The organism is Micromonospora sp. NPDC005367 (assembly GCF_040606825.1).
Taxonomy (GTDB): Bacteria; Actinomycetota; Actinomycetes; order Mycobacteriales; family Micromonosporaceae; genus Micromonospora.
Genome location: NZ_JBEXFP010000014.1, coordinates 127656 through 143510, shown reverse-complemented (window position 1 = coordinate 143510; position 15855 = coordinate 127656). Strand labels below are relative to the sequence as shown.

Annotated in this window: 11 protein-coding genes; 6 read left to right on the top strand and 5 right to left on the bottom strand. The window is 73.2% G+C overall.

The features are described from left to right. Window positions 1–207 precede the first annotated feature (207 nt). Complete coding sequence (locus ABZS42_RS13085; protein WP_355144741.1) at window positions 208–1401, bottom strand: hypothetical protein; 1194 nt, start codon at window positions 1399–1401, stop codon at window positions 208–210. Window positions 1402–1808: 407 nt separating this feature from the next. Between ABZS42_RS13085 and ABZS42_RS13080 the strand changes: the two genes are divergently transcribed. After that, window positions 1809–3566, top strand: coding sequence for a hypothetical protein (locus ABZS42_RS13080; RefSeq protein WP_355144757.1), 1758 nt, complete (start codon window positions 1809–1811; stop codon window positions 3564–3566). Continuing rightward, on the top strand, window positions 3566–5386 hold the full coding sequence (locus tag ABZS42_RS13075; RefSeq protein WP_355144739.1) for a hypothetical protein: 1821 nt from the start codon (window positions 3566–3568) through the stop codon (window positions 5384–5386). The genes ABZS42_RS13080 and ABZS42_RS13075 overlap by 1 nt, the downstream gene beginning before the upstream one ends. A gap of 20 nt (window positions 5387–5406) precedes the next feature. Here the strand turns inward: ABZS42_RS13075 and ABZS42_RS13070 are convergent, their stop codons facing one another. Next, a complete protein-coding gene (locus ABZS42_RS13070) occupies window positions 5407–7308 on the bottom strand; it encodes a hypothetical protein (RefSeq protein ID WP_355144737.1) in 1902 nt (633 codons plus the stop codon). Between the two features lie 106 nt (window positions 7309–7414). Between ABZS42_RS13070 and ABZS42_RS13065 the strand changes: the two genes are divergently transcribed. Further along, a complete protein-coding gene (locus ABZS42_RS13065; RefSeq protein WP_355144735.1) occupies window positions 7415–7681 on the top strand; it encodes a hypothetical protein in 267 nt (88 codons plus the stop codon). Beyond that, window positions 7678–8979, top strand: a complete 1302-nt coding sequence (locus ABZS42_RS13060; RefSeq protein ID WP_355144733.1) for a PQQ-binding-like beta-propeller repeat protein — start codon at window positions 7678–7680, stop codon at window positions 8977–8979. Before ABZS42_RS13065 ends, ABZS42_RS13060 begins: the two co-directional genes overlap by 4 nt. 22 nt (window positions 8980–9001) lie before the next feature. Here the strand turns inward: ABZS42_RS13060 and ABZS42_RS13055 are convergent, their stop codons facing one another. Beyond that, window positions 9002–10270 (bottom strand): C39 family peptidase, encoded by a 1269-nt coding sequence (locus tag ABZS42_RS13055; RefSeq protein ID WP_355144731.1) that lies wholly within the window; start codon window positions 10268–10270, stop codon window positions 9002–9004. A gap of 132 nt (window positions 10271–10402) precedes the next feature. Here ABZS42_RS13055 and ABZS42_RS13050 point away from each other — a divergent pair, with 132 nt between their 5' ends. Beyond that, the gene (locus ABZS42_RS13050; protein WP_355144729.1) at window positions 10403–11071 is read left to right on the top strand and encodes a response regulator transcription factor; all 669 of its coding nucleotides are present in this window, start codon (window positions 10403–10405) and stop codon (window positions 11069–11071) included. Then, window positions 11068–12324, top strand: a complete 1257-nt coding sequence (locus tag ABZS42_RS13045; protein WP_355144727.1) for a HAMP domain-containing sensor histidine kinase — start codon at window positions 11068–11070, stop codon at window positions 12322–12324. The genes ABZS42_RS13050 and ABZS42_RS13045 overlap by 4 nt, the downstream gene beginning before the upstream one ends. Before the next feature lie 207 nt (window positions 12325–12531). On the opposite strand, the gene ABZS42_RS13040 is transcribed toward ABZS42_RS13045, so the two are convergent. Both ABZS42_RS13040 and ABZS42_RS13035 read right to left on the bottom strand, forming a co-directional pair. Continuing rightward, window positions 12532–14634 carry a 3-hydroxyacyl-CoA dehydrogenase NAD-binding domain-containing protein gene (locus tag ABZS42_RS13040; RefSeq protein WP_355144725.1) on the bottom strand — a complete coding sequence of 701 codons (2103 nt, stop codon included), beginning with the start codon at window positions 14632–14634 and terminating at the stop codon, window positions 12532–12534. Next, complete coding sequence (locus tag ABZS42_RS13035; RefSeq protein WP_355144723.1) at window positions 14631–15854, bottom strand: acetyl-CoA C-acyltransferase; 1224 nt, start codon at window positions 15852–15854, stop codon at window positions 14631–14633. The genes ABZS42_RS13040 and ABZS42_RS13035 overlap by 4 nt, the downstream gene beginning before the upstream one ends. Window position 15855 lies beyond the last annotated feature (1 nt).

Below are 15855 nucleotides of genomic sequence, written 5' to 3'. Positions count from 1 at the left end.
TCACCGGCGCGAACCCGGGGCTCGCGCGCGCGTCGCACGAGCGGGAGCGGCTCGCCGCCCACGACCGGGCCGGCCACAACTCAGGCCCCCCGGGGCGGGGCACCGGGACGGCACGCCCCCCGTCGCGCTGCCGCCCCGCGGCGGCACCCGGATCGCGTACCGGCGCGCTCCGGCGGACACCCGCCACCGGGGCGCGCGGCTCGCCGGTCAGCGACCGCCGACCGACCGGTAGTGGGTCTTCTCCGTGCCGGCCAGGCTGACCGTCTCGGGCCGTTCCGGCTCCGACATCACCGCCAACCCCGGCCGCTCCACCAGCAGCGGCGTACCCGGTGCCACCGACAGGGAGCTGTCGCGCGTCGAACGCCAGCTCAACACCACCAGCGGTTGGTCGGGTACCGGTAGCCGGTAGGCCTGCAACGGGCCGACCCGGTCGGCGGGGGAGAGCACCGGGGCGTCGCGCCCGGACGGCCGGTAGACCACGGCGGTCATCGTGTCGGTGGCGCTCTGCCAGGTGAGCTGTTCGAGCTCGCCCGGCTCGCCCCGGCCCAGGGTCAACTCGCCGAGCGATCGGACCGCCACCTTCGACATCGGCCACGACTCGGGGACCGAGCCCGGTGCGTCCCGGTCGCCGATGCGGCGCGGGATGCTGCCGAACGGCCCCCGCTCCCCGGCGAGGGCACAGGTGTCGAGCCCGGTCAGCGCCCGCCGGCCGGAGCCGGTTTCGTCGTCGACCAGCGGGTAGCGCGGGTCGTCGATGCCCGTGCCGAGGTCGAGCAGGCGTTGCGTCTCCCGACCCCGGGGCAACGACTCGGTGGTTCGCAGGCTGGCCGTCACCGGCACCGCGCGGCAGGCCGGCACCTTGACCGGCGCGCTGACGCCGTCCTTGGTCGCCAGCGTCTTCCCGTCGGGCCCGGCGAGGCGTCGTACCCGGTCGGAGACCAGATAGCGGCGCCCAGCCCTGGTCAGCACGGGTAGCACGTCGGAGTAGACCAGATAACCGGGGTCGGTGTACTCGGCGGCCCGCGCGACGATGTAGCGGTCGCCGTCGCGGGTGAGCTGCAACAGCCAGGAGGCGCTGTGGCCGGGCACGTCGGCGGCGACCAGAGCCAGCGGCGCGCCGTCGACCTCGCCGGAGAAGAGGATGCCGGAGGAGGGTAGGTGCACCCGGTCGTCGGCCGGTGACCGCCAGTCCCGTACCGCGTCGGTGATCGCCGCGGTCACGGAAGCGTCGTCGGCGAGGTCGCCTCGCGGCGGCCAGATCGCGAGCGTGCCGTCGAGGCTGTCGTAGCCGACGCGCAGGTCTCCGGGTTGACGGTCGGCGACCGGAGCGCAGGCCGTCGTGGCCAGCAGTACGGCCAGCAGCGCGGTGGCCGTCGTGCCGCGTCGGCGGACTGGAGCCACCTGTACGCCCCCGATCGCTCGCCCTGAAGTCGGAAGCGCCATAGTACGAGATGTCCGATCAACATGACGCAGCACCTCGTGCCGGACCAGCCGTGCGCACCGGACGGCGCACCACAAAGGACCGACACCATGGTTTTTCCGCCTTTTCGCCGCTCGGGTAGACTCCGCCGACTGTGACGTCTGTCGAGCCCCGCGCCGCATCCGCCCTGGATAACGACGCCGCCACGGGCGTCCGACCCGATCGGAGCGTGGCCTGCGCGGGCGTGGACGGTGCCGGCGGCGCCGCGGGCGCCGGCGCGACCGCGGTGGCCACCATCGATGCGCCACCCGCCCCGGACACCGGGCGGTCGCCGGTCGAGGAGACCGACCGCACGGCCGGCGCGACCCGGACCGGTGGCACCGCGCCCGTGGCCGCCCGATGGCGGCGGTGGAGCACCCGCCGGCAGGATCTGACGGTGTACGCCGTCTTCCTGCTCGCCGCGCTCTGGGTGACCAGTCGGATCTGGATGGACCCGGCCGGCCGGGTCGCATCGCTCTACAGCAGCGACCCGGCACAGGTGCAGTTCTTCCTCGCGCACTCCGTACGGGTGGTGCTGCACGGCGAGTTCCCGTTCTACACCGACCAGTTCAACTACCCCGACGGCGTCAACCTGATGGCGAACACCGCCATCCTGGCGCTGGGCATCCCGTTGGTGCCGGTGACCCTCCTCTTCGGCCCCGCGGTCTCCTTCGTGCTGCTGGTCACGCTCGGCCTCGCCGGCACCGCCGCCACCTGGTACCACGTGCTCTCCCGGCACCTGGTCCGCAACCGGCTGGCCGCGGCGGTCGGCGGTTGGGTCTGCGGCTTCTCCCCGGCGATGCTGTCGCACGCCAACTGGCACCCGAACATCATCAGCCAGTACCTGCTGCCGTTCATCGTCTGGCGGGTGCTCGTGCTCTCTCGCACCCGCCGACCGGTCCGGGACGGACTGCTGCTCGCCCTGCTGGTCACCGCGCAGGCGTTCATCAACGAGGAGATCCTCCTCTTCACCGCGCTGGCCTGCGCGGTGTTCCTGCTAGCGGTGGTCGTGCAGGAGCCGCACCGTTGGGCGGCGGCGTGGCGGCCGATGGCCGTGGGGCTGTTCGTGTGCGCGCTGCTGGCCGGTGCGCTGCTGGCGTACCCGCTGCACATCCAGTTCGCCGGGCCGATGGCGTACCACGGGCTCAGCGACGCGGTGCGGGACTACGGCAACGACATCGCCGCGTTCTTCGCCCCAGGCTCGCCCACGCTCGGTGGCAACCAACGGGCGAACGTCGGCCTGGCGCCGAACTACTCGGAGGAGAACGCCTTCCTCGGGTGGAGCCTCGCCCTGCTCGCCGTCGGCATCGTGTGCTGGCTGCGCCGGGAGGTCATGGTCCGGGCGCTCGCGGTCACCGGCGCCCTGTTCGCCGTGCTCTCCCTCGGCGAGCGGGTCTCCTGGTGGCACCGGGAGGTGGCCACCGGGCCGTGGGAGTGGCTGGTCCGGTTGCCGCTGCTCGACGCGGTGGTGCCGACCCGGTTCGGTCTGATCACCACCGTGACGGTGGCCATCCTGCTGGCGTTCGCGGTGCAACGGGCCTGGTCGCTGCGGCTGCCGGACCGGCGTACCGCCCGGACACTCACCGTCGCCGGCCTGGTCCTCGCGCTGCTGCCGATCGTGCCCCTGCCGCTGAGCGTGGTCTCCCGCCCGCCGGTGCCGAAGTTCATCACCGCCGACCGGTGGCGGGCCTACGTGGGGCCGGACCAGACGCTGGTGCCGATCCCGGTGCCGAGCATGGGCAACACCAACGGCATGCGCTGGGCGGCCGCCACCAACCTCGACTTCAAGATTCCGGGCGGGTACTTCCTCGCCCCACGCAACGGCAACACCGGTGACCCGGGTCGCTTCGGCGGCCGGCCCAGCGGTGTGGGGGAGTTGCTGCAGGAGGTGGCCACCACCGGGCGTACGCCGAAGCTGGACGACCGGCAGCGCCGCCGATTCCTGGACGAACTGCGGCACTGGCGGGCGGCGATCCTGGTGCTTCCGTTCAGCCAGCAGAACGTCGAGCCGCTGCGGCGTACCGTCGAGCAGTTGGTCGGCCCCGGCCGCCGGGAGTTGGACGTCTGGGTCTGGGACGTGCGGACGCTGAGCAGCCGCGCAGCTTGATGTCCACCGGCGTCAGCACGTCCGTTCGGGCCACGACGGACGCGGGGCGTCCACGCCGCGCGAGGTGGACCGCGGACGCGCTGGTGGTGACCGGGTACGTCGGGCTGGCCGTGCTGCTCACCAGCGGCCAGTGGGGCCGCCCGGAGCGGTTGTTCCACCAGGCGGGCGACCAGATCCTCTTCGAGTGGATGCTGGCGCACGCGGCCCGGTCGGTGGTCACACCGCAGAACCCGCTGCACAGCACCGCGTTGAACGCGCCGGACGGGATCAACCTGATGGCGAACACCTCCGTGCTCGGCCTCGGTGTGCCGTTGGCCCCGGTCACCCTGCTGTTCGGCTCGCAGGCCGCGTTCCTCACAGCGGTCGTCTGCTGCCTGGCGGGCACCGCCACCGCCTGGTACGTGCTGCTGCGCCGCCGGCTGGTCACCTCCCGCACCGCCGCGGTGGTGGGCGGGCTCTTCTGCGGCTTCGCCCCGGGGATGATCTCCCAGGCCGGCGCGCACCTGCACATCGCCGCCCAGTTCCTGGTGCCGGCGATCCTGGCGTGGCTGTTCCGGCCGGTGCCCGGCCCGGTGATCCGGCCCGGAGTCTGGCTCGGTCTGCTGGTCGCCTGGCAGGCCTTCATCGGTGAGGAGACGTTGGCCTTCCTCGCCCTGGCCGTCGTGGTGTTCGCATTCGGGTACGCGCTCGCCGACCTGGCGGTGGCCCGCCGCGCGGCACCGGCGTTGCTCGGCCGGGTCGGGGTCGGCGCGGTGGTGGCGGGAGTGCTCCTGGCGTACCCGCTCTGGTTCCAGTTCGCCGGCCCCCAGCACTACCGGGGGATGCCGTTCGCCGCGCACAGCTACCGGCTCGACGCCGCCTCGTTCACCGCCGCCGCCCGGCAGACGGTGATCGGGAACGATCACCCGGCGGGGCTGCTCGCGCCGAACCCGACGGAGGAGAGCTCGTTCTTCGGCCCCGCGCTCCTGCTGCTCGCCGCGATGATCGTGTTCTGGCTGGGGCGGCGTGCGCTGGTGCGGGCGTTGGCCGGCTGCGGCCTGCTCTTCGCGTTGCTGTCGCTCGGCGCCGAGATCCGGGTGCACGGCACGGACACCGGCATCCCCGGCCCGTACCGGCTGGTGGCCGCACTGCCCCCGCTGGACCTGGCGGTGCCGGCCCGCTTCGCCCTGGTCTGCGTACCGGTGCTGGGGGTGCTGCTGGCTCTCTCGCTGGACCGGGTGCATCCACTCCGTACCACCCCCGAGCCCGGCGGCTCCCCGGCCGGTCCGGGTGCGGTGGCCCAACCGGGCCTGCCGCTGCGGTTGCTGTGGACCGGGGCGGTGGCCGCCGCGCTGCTGCCGCTGCTGCCGACACCGATCCGCACCGTGCCCGCTCCCACCGTCCCGGCGTTCCTCGCCGACCGGCGGTGGCGGGAACACGTACCGGCCGGTGGGACCGTGGTCCCGGTGCCGCCGATCACCGGCGCGGCGGTCAGCCCGGGGATGTTCTGGTCGGCCCGTACGGGGCTTGCCTTCCAGGTCCCCGGCGGATACTTCATCGGCCCGAGCGGCCCGGACGACCCGGCGGCACGCTGGGGCCCGCCGGACCGGCCCACCGCGATCCTGCTGCGGCGGGTGGCCGAGACCGGTCAGGTGCCGGTGGTGACCGACGATCACCACCGGCAGGCGATCGAGGACCTGCGCCACTGGCGGGCCGCGATCGTGGTGCAGGGCGACCTGCGGCACGGTGCGGCGGTGCGCCGTACCCTCGACGCGCTGGTCGGTCCCGGGCGGGAGATCGACGGCGCCTGGGTGTGGGACGTCCGCGACCGGGTCCGTTGACCGGCGGCGGTTCGTCCTGCTCAATCCACCAGCGGGCGGACGTCCCAGAGCCAGACGTCGTCGACCCGCTGCGGTTGCCCGAGCAGGCCGGTCATCAACTCCCGCAGCACCGCCTCCTTCGGCTGGGCGCCGAGCACCACCACCGACGCCCGCCACCAGCGCAGATCCTCGACGGCCTGCCGGCGGTTCTCCTCGGTGAGCGTGGGCACCCTGCCGGAGTCCATCGTGGCGTAGATGAGGGTGCTGGTGGGGCGGTTGGGGGCGCCGAAGACACCCTCGCCCTCCTCGTTCGGTCCGATGAAGTAGCCCGCCGGGATCGGGAACTCCTGCCCGGTCAGCACGCTCCAGCGCAACGTCGGCAGGCCGTGCACGTTGCTCGGGATGGGCACCGGCACCAGGGTCCGTCCGGCCGGGACGTACGGCCGCCAGCCGCCGGCGGTGACGAAGTGCGGCGGCGGTTGCACCGGCTGGGCCGGAAGCGGCCGCGGGATGAGTGGCAGCAGGGCGAGCGTGATGGCCGCGTACCCCACCGGGCGCAGCCACCGCCGCCCGATGGCCGCCGTGCGGGCCGTCCCGGCCGTTGTGGCAGCCGGCTCCGCCGCGTCGGGCTCGCCGCTGCGCTGGGCCGGCACCTTCACGACGACGGGACGGCCGGCGGGCGTGAGCGCGTCCCAGGCGAGCGCGAGCAGCACGCCCACCGCGGCCGCCACCACCAGCGTCAGCCGGGTCGGCATCATCATCTCGACCAGCGGCAGGTCGTCGGGGATGAGGTGCCACGGACCGTTGACCGTGGTCTCCTCGCCGTCGAACCGGATCCGCGGGCCGAGCGCGGCCACGGTGAAGAGCACCATCAGCAGCGCCGTGATCCGCGCCGCCAGCGACCGGCGGACCAGCAGCACCACGGCCACCACGGCGACCAGCACCAGCGGCCAGCCGAACCAGGAGTTCTGCTCGGTGAGCCCGATGGTCTGCTCGACGGCGGGGTCGCCGGCCAGGGAGTCCCGGGGGAAGGTGACGAACGCCGTGAGGTCCTCGCCCCAGTTGTGGAACACCCCGCCCTGCAGGCCCCGGTACGACTGCGGCCCGTTGAACTGGAACCAGATCGGGTACGCGGTGAGCAGCAGCGCCACCCCGCCGGCGAGGCCGAGCGCCGCGGTGAACGTGCCCGCCGCAGCCCGCGCGGCGGCCGGCCGCTGCACCGCGTACGCGACCACGACGACCAGGCACGCCAACGCGGCGAGCAGCAGCATCTCCTCGTTGATGAAGATCTGGTACGCGACCAGCAGACCGAGCGCGAGGCCGTTGCGCCGCCACCGTCCCGGCTCGCCGAGCCGCAACACCCGCGACACGATCAGCGGCAGCAGGAAGTTGGAGACGAAGTTGGGCTGGCCGTTGGCGTGGTGCACGATGCCGGGCGCGAAGCCGAGGAAGGCGCCGCCCACGAAGGCCGCCGCGCGGGAACGCACCAGGTGCCGGGAGAGCACCCAGTAGCTCGTCGCCGCGGTGGCCGCCAGTGCCCCGCCCAGGTAGAGGGCGTACATCACCTGCGGACCGAGCAGCATGGTCAGCGGCGCCAGCGGCAGCGTCACCCCGAGCAGCGAGGTGTTCGCCATCATGTTCACCCCGAGCGGGGCGTTCTGCCGCACGGTGAAGAGCGGATTCTCCAAGTGCCGCACCGAGTACGCGCCGTGCGCGAACAGCCATTCGAACCAACTGTGGTCGGTGGGCAGGTGTGAGGAGACCCGGCCCTGCACGTCGCCCCAGTAGTTGAGGCAGACGAGAACCCCGAGCAACACATAGGCTCCGAGGGCCAGCAGGTCGGCTCGCGCCGGCCGACGTCGGCTCGGTCGCGACGGGCCGACCTCGGCCTGGTCGTTGTCGGCAAGGGGTCTCAGCGAAGGGTCTATCACCGGCACGGCCACGACGGGCCATCGTACAGGCCGGATCCGGGGCATTTGCCGGGCAGGCACGGCGACGGCCGGTTTGCCGGGTAGAGGCCACGCGCTGCGGACGACAAGGAGGGTGACGTTGGCAACCATCGATCTCGGTGAGCTGTGCGAGGAGCCAGGCCCGTGCCTCGGCCCGTCCCGGTCCCGGCTGCGGGTGGCCCGGCGTCCGCTGTGGACAGCCTTCGATTCGCTGCTCGTGCCGACCTTCGATCTCGCGGCTGCGGGTGTCCGCACCCTGGACGTGATCACCGGTGCGGTTGGCAGCCGCAGAGCCGGCGCGGGTCCGACGCTGATCTGCCAGCGCACCGCCGGCGCGTCGTTCGAGGTCCGGCGGTGGTCGGAGTGAGCGACCGCGTCATCGACCTCGGCGAGTTGCGGCACGGCGCCGAGCCGGAGGAGCCGCTGCCCCGGCCGCCGCGGGCCGCCGGTCGGCCGCTGCGCGGCGCGCTGGTGCTCCTGCTCCTGCTGGCCACCCTGGTCTCCGGAGTTCCGCTGCCGCGGCGTGAGGTGCTCTCCCTGCCGGCGGCTCTCGGTTCCGAGGCACTGATCGCCGGTGATCTGTACCTGGTGGTCGAACCGACCGGCTCGGACGGTTCCCAGCGCCGGCTGGACGCGTACCGGCTGCCGGGGGGCGAGCGGATCTGGCAGGTGCCGCTGCCGGTGCGGGGGCGGTACTGGGGAATGTCGCTGCGGGACGGAATGCTGCTGGTCGCCGGCTACGAGGCCACCGAGGGTGACCCGCCGGGCACCGTGACCATCGCCCTGGATCCGGCCACCGGTGAATCCCGGTGGCAGCAGCCGGGATCTCCACTGCCGGTCAGTGGCGGCGGCCTGCTGCTGGAGACGGGCGACGTGGAGCGGGGCGGGACGCTGCGCGTGGTGGACAGCTGCTGCGGCCGGGTGCGCTGGCGGGCGGACACACCGACGGGGTACCTCACCTTCCGATTCAACGGGTCCGGTGTCGACCGGCTGGTGCACAGCACAGCCGACGGTCGGGTGGTGGTACGCGACGCGAGCACCGGAGTGGTATTGGCGGAGGCGGATCTGTGGAACTCCGCCGACGGTCGCGAGCCGACCGAGGGCCTCGAGATGGGTGCGCAGGTGGTCGGGGACCTGCTGGTCACGCTCGGCGGCGGGTCCACGACGGTCACCGCGTACGGCCTGGACCGGCTGGACCGGCGTTGGCGGACCGAACTCGACGGTGCCGCCTACTCGTCGGAGTGCGGGCCGGTCCTCTGCTTCCAGGGCCGTTCCGGCGACCTCCGGGCGGTCGATCCGGCCACCGGTCGCCAGCTCTGGACGGGCGCCGGCTGGATCGCCATCTCGACCGGTGCGGGGTTGGTGGTCGCGGTCGGGAACGACAGCAGAGCGGAGCTCGCGGTGCTCGACCCGGTCACCGGCGCGGTACGCGGACAGCTGGGCCGGTGGGACCTGGTCACACCCGCGGACGCCGGCGGGCCGATCATCGGTGTCCGGCCGCGACCGGGCGGAGGGCTGCTCGTCGCCGAACTGGACCTGGCCGCCGGGGCAGCCCGACCGCTCGACGTGCTGCCCGACGCCTCCGGGAACTGTCAGAGCATCGGCTACCAGCTGGCCTGCCGGAAGCCGGCGGGCGGGTTCGGACTGTGGCGGTTGAAACCCTGAACGACCTGCCCCGGCGCGCCGTTCACCAGTTGGCCTGGTCGGGCGCCGGCGGCAGCGGCACCTCCGCCGGACGGACGACGTACGCCATCCCACCGCTGCCGCGCTGCCAGACCAGCTCGAAGCGCTCCCGGTCCACGGTCCGGCGTACCGCCTCGTCGTCCGGGGCGTACGGATCGTTGAGCACCGGATCCCCGTCGGAGGTGAAGCCGACCAGCACGATCAGATGCCCGCGGGTGTCGTACTCCAGCCCGGGCACCTCGCCCGCGCGGAACGCGGCGGACACCACCAGCGGGATACCGGCGGCGATGAACGCCTCCGCCTCAACCAGCGACCGTAGCCGGGTGACGAAGGCGTCCACCCCGTGCAGGCCGGCGTAGGCGGTGTTGAACGACCAGTTGCCGGCCCCGCCGTAGGCGTGGTCGTAGCAGTGCCGGGCGGCGTGCACCACCACCGGGCGGGGGCCGGGCGGGTCGACCCACGCGTACCGCTGCGCGGGCGGGGCGGCGTTCCAGAACGCGAGCACCATCGAGGTGCAGGTGGGGCTGCACCAGGAGTCGCCACCCCCACCCCAGTGCGGGTACGCGCCGTGCAGCCGCTGCGAGTACCGGGGCACGTCCAGCACGACGCCCCAGGCGTCGCTGGGCCGGTCCGCGCCGGTTACACCCGGCACCCTGCCCGGACCGCGGGCCGCAGAGGTGGGCCGGTCCGTCGTCGAGGAGGGCACGTGAGCCGCGTCCGCCGCCGGGGGATCCGCGTCCGGCCGGCCGGTGGCGACGGCGCCGACCGTACGCAACACCGGGCCGAGTCCACTGCCGGCCGGTCGGAGCAGCGTCACCCGCAACTGCCAGCCGCTGACCGTCGCCTCGCCGACGACCAGCGTGTCGGTGTCCACCCGGGCGGCCCCGTCGCGCTGGCCAGGCACCGAGCTGCGGGGCACCGTCCGGTCGTCGGCCGCCCAGCGGCCCAGCAGGTACCAGCCGGTCGCCGGGGTGTCCCCGTGCCAGCCGCGCAGCTCCACCTCGATCCAGCAGCCGTCAGGGGTCTCCGCGGTCCACGACGGGACCACCTCGCCGACGGCGAAGCCGGTGGGCACCGGCGGTGACGTCCACGCTCCCCACTCGTACCGCCGCTCGTCGCCCGGCGGACCGGGCCGGACGCCGGCCGGCTCGGCGATCAGCAGCCCGCGCGCGTCCCCGCGCAGCCCCTCGGTGGCACCGGAGCCCTGCTCAACGGGGAGGCGGAACCCGCGGTAGGCGATGTCCCGGGTCCGGGGCGGGGCTGCTGTGCTCATGGTGCCGTCCGTTCGTCGCTGTGCCGGATGCCGGAAGCATCGCGTACGCCGACGGTCCCCGGCAACGGCGGCCCGCCGGGATCTTTGCGCCAGGCCCTAGATTGTCGGGAGGTCGGCAGCGAGGAGATCGGCATGCGGGTACTGGTGGTGGAGGACGAGCGCAACCTCGCCGACGCGATCGCGCGCGGGTTGCGCAAACGGGGCATGGCGGTCGACGTCGCCTACGACGGTGACACCGGGCACGAACTGGCCTTCGTGACCCGCTACGACGTGGTGGTGCTGGACCGCGACCTGCCCGGTGTGCACGGCGACCAGATCTGCGCCGAGCTGGCGGCCTCGGACACCCTGACCCGGGTGCTGATGCTCACCGCCAGCGGGACGGTGGCGGACCGGGTGGAGGGCCTGCAACTCGGCGCCGACGACTACCTGCCGAAGCCGTTCGCCTTCGACGAACTGGTCGCCCGGGTGCAGGCGCTCGCCCGGCGGGCCACGCCGGCCGCCCCACCGGTGCTCGCCCTGGCCGACCTGGTGCTGGACCCGGCACGGCGCGTCGCCACCCGGGCAGGTGTGCCGATCGACCTGACCAACAAGGAGTTCGGCGTGCTCCGCGAACTGCTGAAGGCGCGCGGCGCGGTGGTCTCCAGCGAGGAGCTGCTGGAGCGGGTCTGGGACGCCAACACGGACCCGTTCACCACCATCGTCCGGGTCACCGTGATGACCCTGCGCAAGAAGCTCGGCGATCCGCCGCTGATCGAGACGGTGGTGGGTGCCGGCTACCGGACGGCCGAGGTGGCAGCATGACGGGGCTCGCCGCCACCGCCACCGGGAGCGCCGACGCGGACCGGCGGCTGCGGCGGCTCCGGCCGCGCCCGACTCTGCGGCTGCGCCTCACCCTGCTCAACGGCGTGCTGCTGGTCGGCGCCGGCGCGATCCTCGTGCTGCTCGCCTGGCTGCTGGTACGCGACGCGCTGCGCCCGACCGACGAACTGCTGCCCGGTAGCACCGTGGTGCTCGCCGACGGTCGTACGGTCGACGCGGGCGAGTGGCAGCGGCAGCTGGTCGACATCTCCTCGGGCGAGCTGCTCGTCAAGGGCCTGGTGGCGCTGCTGGCGATCAGCGTGGTCGGGGTGGCCGGGGCGTACGCGGTGGCCGGCCGTACGCTGCGCCCGCTGCACCAGGTCACCGCCACCGCGCAGCGGCTCGGCGAGGCCACCCTCGACCAGCGCATCGGCTACTCGGGCGCCGACGACGAGGTGGCCGAGCTGGCGAAGACGTTCGACGCGATGCTGGACCGCATCGCCGCCGCGTTCGAGACGCAGAAGCGTTTCGTGGCGAACGCCTCGCACGAGCTGCGTACGCCGCTCGCGGTGATGCGTACCGAGATCGACGTGACGCTCAGCGACGACGAGGCGGACATCGCCGAGTACCGCCGGATGGCGACCGTCGTCCGGGACGCCTCCGAACGGGCGAACGGGCTGGTCGACGCGTTGCTGGTGCTGGCCCGCAGCGAGGCGCAGGCCGGCCGCCGGCTCGGCCGGCGTACCGAGTGCGACCTGGCCGGCGGGACCGCGAACGCGCTCTCGGCGATGCGCCGCGAGATGGAGCGGATCGGGCTGCGGGTGCAGACGTCGTTGGAGACCGCATCCGTCGTCGGCGATCCGGGGCTGCTCGACCGGCTGGCCGGGAACCTCATCGAGAACGCGGTCCGCTACAACCATCTGCACGGGCGGCTCTGGGTGCATACCGGCACCGATGGGCGGCACTCCTGGCTCGTGGTCGGCAACACCGGGTTCGAGGTGGATCCGGCGGACGTGCCCGGACTCTTCGAGCCGTTCCGCCGAGGTGGGCGGGAGCGTACCGGCGCGCGGGGATCCGGGCTGGGACTGTCGATCGTCCGGGCGGTCTGCGACGCGCACGGCGGCACCGTGCAGGCGCTGGCCCAGCCCGGCGGTGGTCTCGAGGTGACCGTACGGCTGCCCTCGGCCGACGCCGTCCCGGGCGCCCCCGCGGCAGCGGACGGTCGGGGTGGGGCGAAGCCCGCCGCGGGGCGTTGACCGGCCGCCGCGATTGCGCGAACCGGGGGATAGGAATCAGCCGGCGGGTACGACATCGGGCAGCTCCCGTGAGAGAAGCGGGACGCGTGATGTTATCCACGCCCGGTCCGCGCTCGCTGCCCCGAAAGCCGGCAGGCAGAAGAGCGCGGCGGCCGGGCGTCCGGACGGACGCTGTCGGCCACCGCGCTCTCCGGGGGGAGCGGCGGGTCAGGCGGGCAGGCTGGCCGCCCCGCGGGGGAGGAAGCGTCGGCCGGTGACGCGCTCGGACGTGCCGGTCCGGTCCAGGTACGGGGTGATCCCGCCCAGGTGGAACGGCCAACCGGCACCGAGGATCAGGCACAGGTCGATGTCCTGCGCCTCGGCCACCACGCCCTCGTCGAGCATGAGCCGGATCTCCTGCGCCAGCGCGTCCAGCGCGTTCTGCCGGACCTGCTCGGCGTCCAGCGGTGCGTCGCCGACCACCAGCAGCTTGGCCACCTCCGGGTTCACCTCGTCGTCGACGATGATCGGATGGCCGGAGTCGGCGATCCGCTTGAGGTTCTCGCTGACCCCGAAGCGGTCCGGGAACGCGGCGTGCAGCGTCCCGCCCACGTGGTACGCGACGGCCGGGCCGACCAGTTGGAGCAGGGCGAGCGGGCGCATCGGCAGGCCCAGCGAATCCAGTGCGCTGTTCGCCACGTCCAGCGGGGTACCGGCGTCCACAGCCGCGAAGACGGCGCCGAGGAATCGGGTGAGCAGCCGGTTGACGACGAACGCCGGAGCGTCCTTCACCAGCACCGACGACTTCTTCAGCTGCTTGCCGACCGCGAACGCGGTGGCCAGCGTGGCGTCGTCGGTGCGCTCGCCCCGCACGATCTCCAGCAGCGGCAGCACCGCGACCGGGTTGAAGAAGTGGAACCCGACGACCCGCTCCGGGTGCTCCAGCTCCTCGGCCATCGCGGTGACGGACAGGCTGGAGGTGTTGGTGGCGAGTACGGCCTCCGGCGCGACGACCTTCTCAAGCTCGGCCCAGACCTGCCTCTTGACGGCCAGGTCCTCGAAGACCGCCTCGATCACGAAGTCGCAGTCAGCGAACGAAGTGCGCTGGCCCGGCGTCGCCGCGGCGAACGCCTCTGCCTTCGGCGCGCCGCTGACCAGCCCGTACAGCTTGGCGGCGGTGCGCTTGTCCATCCGGCCCTTGGTGACGGCCTTCTCGATCTGGGTGTGGACGTATCCGACGCCCTTGTCCACCCGGGCCTGATCGAGGTCGGTCATCACCACCGGCACCTGCAGCCGACGGGCGAACAGCAGAGCGAGCTGGCTCGCCATGAGGCCGGCGCCCACGATGCCCACCTTGGTGACCGGGCGGGCCAGGCCCTTGTCGGGTGCTCCGGCCGGGCGCTTGGCGCGCCGCTGCACCAGGTCGAACGCGTACAGGCCGCTGCGCAGTTCCTCGGAGAAGATGAGGTCGGCCAGTGCCTCGTCCTCGGCGGCGGTGCCGGTGGCGAAGTCGGCGTCCTTCGCCGTGTCGAGCAGGTCCAGGGCCTGGTAGGCCGCGGGAACGGCTCCGTGCAGTCGCTGGTCGAGGGTCTGCCGGGCGAAGTAGAGCACGCCGGCCCACATGGCCCGGTCCACCTCGGGTCGGGTGACGGTGACCTCGCCGCGGACCACGCCGGCGGCCCACTCCAGCGAGCGCTCCAGGAAGTCGGCCGGCTCCAGCAGGACGTCCGCGATGCCCATCTCCGCAGCCTGCTTCGGCTTGAGCATCCTGTTCTGCATGAGCGGGTTCTGGACGATCACCTGGGTCGCCGCCGGGATGCCGATGAGGTTCGGCAGCAGCTGGGTGCCGCCCCAGCCGGGTACCAGGCCGAGCGAGACCTCGGGCAGGGCGAGCGCCGCCGCGCCGCCGGAGAGCGTCCGGTAGTGGCAGTGCATCGCCAACTCCAGGCCGCCGCCCATCGCCGCGCCGTTGATGAACGCGAACGTGGGCACGCTGCTGTCCCTGAGCCGGGCGAAGACCCGGTGGCCGAGCCGGCCGATCTCCAGCGCCTGCTCCCGGTCGGCGAGCAGCGGCAGGCCGGTGATGTCCGCACCGACACAGAAGATGTACGGCTTGCCGGTGACCGCGACGAACGCCGGGTTCGCCGCGAGGGCGGCGGTGATCGCCTCGTCCAGGCTGGTCAGGCCGGCCGGGCCGAAGGTGTTCGGCTTGGTGTGATCGAGACCGTTGTCCAGCGTGATCAGTGCGGCGGGACGGTCCAGCCCCGGTACGTTCACCTGGCGCAGCAGCGCCCGGGTGACGACCTCGTTCGGTGCGGCGAGCGCGCTCACTTGTCTCCACCCTCCCGCTGAGCCGGCGTGCTGGACTCCGTCCAGTGTGGGTTCTCCCAGATCACGGTGCCGCCCATGCCGATGCCTACACACATGGCGGTGAGGCCGTAGCGGACCTCGGGGTGCTCGGCGAACTGCCGGGCGAGCTGGGTCATCAGTCGTACGCCCGAGGAGGCGAGCGGGTGGCCGACGGCGATCGCGCCGCCCCACTGGTTGACCCGCGGATCGTCGTCGGCGATGCCGAAGTGGTCGAGGAACGCCAGCACCTGCACGGCGAACGCCTCGTTCAGCTCGAACAGGCCGATGTCGTCGATGGTCAGGCCGGCGATGCGCAGCGCCTTCTCGGTGGACGGGATCGGGCCGACGCCCATCACCTCCGGCTCCACCCCGACGAAGCCGTACGACACCAGCCGCATGGCGACGGGCAGGCCCAGTTCGCGGGCCGTCGTCTCGGCGGCGAGCAGGCTCGCCGTCGCGCCGTCGTTCAGGCCGGCCGCGTTGCCCGCGGTCACCTTGCCGTGCGGGCGGAACGGGGTCTTGAGGGTGGCGAGCTTCTCCATCGAGGTGTCCCGTGGAGCCTCGTCCACCGTGGCCAGACCCCAGCCGCTCTCGGGGTCGCGCACCGCGACGGGCACCAGGTCACCCTGGAGCTTGCCGTTGGCGTACGCCTTGGCGGTCTTCTGCTGCGAGGCGAGCGCGAAGGCGTCGGTGCGCTCCTTGGTGATGTGCGGGACCAGGTCGTGCAGGTTCTCCGCGGTGGCGCCCATGACCAGCGCGGACGGGTCGACCAGCTTCTCCGCGAGGATCCGGGGGTTCGGGTCGACGCCCTCGCCCATCGGGTGGCGACCCATGTGCTCGACGCCGCCGGCGATCGCGACGTCGTACGCGCCCATGGCGATGCCGCCGGCCACAGTGGTCACCGCGGTCATCGCGCCGGCGCACATCCGGTCGATGGCGAACCCGGGCACCGTCTTGGGCAGGCCGGCCAGCAGGGCGGCGGTCCGGCCGATGGTGAGGCCCTGGTCGCCGATCTGGGTGGTGGCGGCGATCGCGACCTCCTCGACCCGCTCCGGCGGCAGCTGCGGGTTGCGTCGCAGGAGTTCGCGGATGCAGCGGATCACCAGATCGTCGGCGCGGGTGTTGGCGTACATGCCACCCGCCTTGCCGAACGGGGTGCGGACGCCGTCGACGAAGACGACATCCCGAACTTCACGGGGCACT